Source organism: Rhodococcus sp. EPR-147 (assembly GCF_001647185.1).
GTDB lineage: Bacteria > Actinomycetota > Actinomycetes > Mycobacteriales > Mycobacteriaceae > Rhodococcoides.
This window is the reverse complement of the sequence record NZ_LVCU01000076.1, coordinates 1-2,929: the sequence shown is the minus strand read 5'-3', so window position 1 is coordinate 2,929 and position 2,929 is coordinate 1. Positions and strand designations below refer to the sequence as shown.

The 2,929-nt window shown below is 61.8% G+C and carries 5 protein-coding genes and 1 pseudogene; 1 reads left to right on the top strand and 5 read right to left on the bottom strand.

What is annotated here, in order from left to right; all coding sequences use genetic code 11:
* A partial coding sequence (locus A2J02_RS27085) for a TerD family protein (RefSeq protein WP_197477925.1) occupies positions 1–105 on the top strand: 105 nt, incomplete at its 5' end.
* 196 nt (positions 106–301) lie between these two features.
* Here A2J02_RS27085 and A2J02_RS03965 read toward each other — a convergent pair.
* The 5 genes and pseudogenes from A2J02_RS03965 to A2J02_RS03945 all read right to left on the bottom strand — a co-directional run.
* Positions 302–886, bottom strand: a complete 585-nt coding sequence (locus tag A2J02_RS03965) for a zeta toxin family protein (RefSeq protein WP_231893673.1) — start codon at positions 884–886, stop codon at positions 302–304.
* A gap of 24 nt (positions 887–910) precedes the next feature.
* Entirely contained in the window at positions 911–1,366 is a 456-nt protein-coding gene (locus A2J02_RS03960) for a ParD-like family protein (RefSeq protein ID WP_231893674.1), read from the bottom strand.
* On the bottom strand, positions 1,363–1,740 hold the full coding sequence (locus A2J02_RS03955) for a hypothetical protein (RefSeq protein WP_068047087.1): 378 nt from the start codon (positions 1,738–1,740) through the stop codon (positions 1,363–1,365). The genes A2J02_RS03960 and A2J02_RS03955 overlap by 4 nt, the downstream gene beginning before the upstream one ends.
* Positions 1,741–1,843: 103 nt before the next feature.
* The gene (locus tag A2J02_RS03950; protein WP_068047085.1) at positions 1,844–2,677 is read right to left on the bottom strand and encodes an ABC transporter permease; all 834 of its coding nucleotides are present in this window, start codon (positions 2,675–2,677) and stop codon (positions 1,844–1,846) included.
* A pseudogene (locus A2J02_RS03945) lies at positions 2,674–2,929 on the bottom strand (hypothetical protein); the annotation flags it as partial. The pseudogene A2J02_RS03945 and the gene A2J02_RS03950, both read right to left, overlap by 4 nt.

The following is a 2,929-nucleotide window of genomic DNA, read 5'->3' as shown; positions in this document are numbered from 1 at the left end:
ATCTACCGTCGAGGGAGTGGATGGCGCTTTCGACCCATCGGCCAAGGTTATGACGACGGATTGGCTGAACTGGCCGTCAGATATGGCGTGGAAGTCGACGAGTAGCCAAGAACAGGATCCTGTCAGGCATGTCCCATGCGTGCCCGGGACGGGGCAACGCGGCGTCAGCTCGAACGCGTTGCCGAAAGAACACTGACTTCGTTGGGTCCGGTGCAGTCGATTGCAGGCTGATATGCCAACCGTCTCTCGATCGCTCCTATTCAGGCGAGATGTGCAGAATGCGATCAGCGGGACAGGGAGGTTACGAACGCAGGGCCGGTGGCATCCAGCTGGGCCATTCGGCCTGTCCTACGAGGTGACCGCGATCGAACCGCGCAATCGTGCGGAATGGGCGTCGCGCTGATGAATTGTCATACACCTGAGCGCGATCCACCATCTCGACCGCAGAGCGAAGGAGAGGCCACAACCGGTCGTAACGTTCGCGAATTTTCGCCTCCGGGACCGAATGACCGCCTTGATCGACGCGGTTTTGCACTCGGGCCACAGCCGTTTCGACGGGAATTGCGATGACGTGCAGCGTCACCAAATAGCCTGCGCTGACGGCAGACTGGATCAGTTCGACCTTGGACTCGTGCGAGAAGACGGTCTCGGTGACGAACGACGATCGTGCCGAAAGGAATTCCGCACGCAGCTCGGCAGCAACTTTCGACGCATCGTAGGCGTGCGCAGACTCGTCGCCGGGCCATCGATCGTGCGCGATCTCGTCGGCATTGACAAACGGAAGATGCGTGACGGGTGACAGTACGCGCGCGTTGAAGGTGCTCTTGCCGGCACCATTGGGCCCAGCGAGTAGATGAAGTACCGGGTCCGAGATCGGTGTTGTCACGATGGGCTGTCTCGGGAGCGCGCTCTATCGATGGTTGCTCCACTCGACGTTGCCGTGCTCGTCGGACTCGACGTACGAGCGACCTTCTGCAGTGAATTCACTCTCGAAGTCGAGCGACTCCGTCACGGATTCGATCTGTTCTGTCCACTCCGCGCGAACGACGGCCTGCCTGTGCGGCGTCAGGTCGTCATAGCGCGCCTTACCTGCGAGCACATCGGCAATATCGCGTGCCGAGACTCGATGGGAAAGCTCCATCTCACGGCCGATCAATGCCCAGTGGGCAATCTGTTGGGCGGCACTTCGGCTTGCAGCAGATCCGGCCACTTTTGCCGCATCGTAGAGTTCGTCGTCGATACGTAGAGACGAGGTGGTGCCCATGTGATGTCCTATCGCCGCAGCAGTACCGCCAGTGTAGCAATCTGCCACAACGCTCTGCTGGGTCTCGCGAGCAACGAGGACCGGCGCAAAGGTATTGGTCATCGTGGCTCCTGCAATGGGTAGTGGAGAAGTTCCGGCGGAATGCGGCGCGTGCGAAGGAAAACGACGACGGCGGCGAGCGCAAGTTCGGTCGTAGCAAGAATCGAGGCCGCCGAGACGTCGCTGACGCTGTCGGTGACGAGGGCCTGATGATGACCCGCCGGACCGGAGGCATGAGCAAGCAGCATCACGGCGCTCGACGTCGCCATGATCACCCATGGACGATTGCTCGTCGACCGCCACAGATCGGCAGCACACAGCAGGCACACCACGGCCATGGCGGCGACCCCAACACCGATCGCGCTGCCGATCCCCATCCTCAGATGGAGAACGGCCGAGGTCACCGCCAGTGCCGCTGCACAACGGTTGATCAACACTGTCCGGGACTCCCTGTCGTCGCTGTCGGTTACGACGTTAGGGGTAGACCATTACTGGTATTCGTGAATCGTGTGAGACCCGTGTAACCCGGTGGGCGCGAGATCACCCCACCCGGCCGCGCGAGACCTTGAGCGTCAGGGGCACGAAGATCGTCAGCAACACGATCGAGGCGATGAAGGAGTAGAGCATCGGGTTCGAGGACGCCCAGGTCACCGGTTCGTTGATCAACGTCGACGGTGCGATGGGATTGCCGAACGCCTCGCGGGTGGCGCGGGCCACCGAGGTCACCGGGTTCCATTGAGCGAATATTCGCAGTGGCCCGGGCAGCGTCGCCGACGGGATGAAGGCCGACGAGATGAAGGTCAGCGGAAACACGATGATCATCAGAACGCTCTGGGCGCTTTCGGCTGTGGCCGAGATCAATCCGACGACGGCACCCATCCACGACATCGCGAAACCGAAGAACACCAGCAGGGCAATCGCTCCCAGAGCGGAACTCAGTGATCCGTTGATGCGCCATCCGACGACGAATCCCGCACCGATCATCACGGCGATACTCACCACCGATACCAGCGCGTCGGTGAGAGTGCGCCCCAGCACGATCGCCAACCTCGACATCGGCAGCGAGTGGAATCGTTCGACAATTCCCTCACGACTGTCGGTGGCCAGCCCGATGGCGGTGAACCCAGCGCTGAACACCACGGTTTGCGTGAAGATTCCGCCCATCAGGAACTGTCGATAGTCGCTTCCACCGAGCGCGCCGCCGAGGACGTAGGAGAACAGCAGCACGAACATCAACGGCTGCACCGTCGCACCGAGCAGCAACTGCGGAACGCGCAGGATCACCAACAGATTGCGCTGTGTCATCGTCGCGCAATCGACGAGGAAGCTGCCGATTCCCTCGCGGCGAACGGGTCGCGCGGCCATCGTGGTCATCGAACGATCCTCTCGGCATTCGGGGCACCCGTGTGATGACGACCGGCATCCTCGTCACCGGTCAGGTCGAAGAACACATCGTCGAGATTCGGTGCGCTGACGTACGCATCGTGGACGTCGATGCCCGTCCCGTACAGACGGGACAGGATCAGCATCAGCGACCGCGACCCGTACGGGGCGTCCGCAGCGAACCAGCCCTCGCGGACGGTGGCGGGGTCGGTGCGAACGTTCATGCGGGACAACAACTCTGTC

Excerpts from the sequence above, each read along its gene's own strand:
- A2J02_RS03960 (WP_231893674.1), bottom strand. The coding sequence starts at position 1,366 with ATGACCAATACCTTTGCGCCGGTCCTCGTTGCTCGCGAGACCCAGCAG.
- A2J02_RS03950 (WP_068047085.1), bottom strand. The coding sequence starts at position 2,677 with ATGACCACGATGGCCGCGCGACCCGTTCGCCGCGAGGGAATCGGCAGC.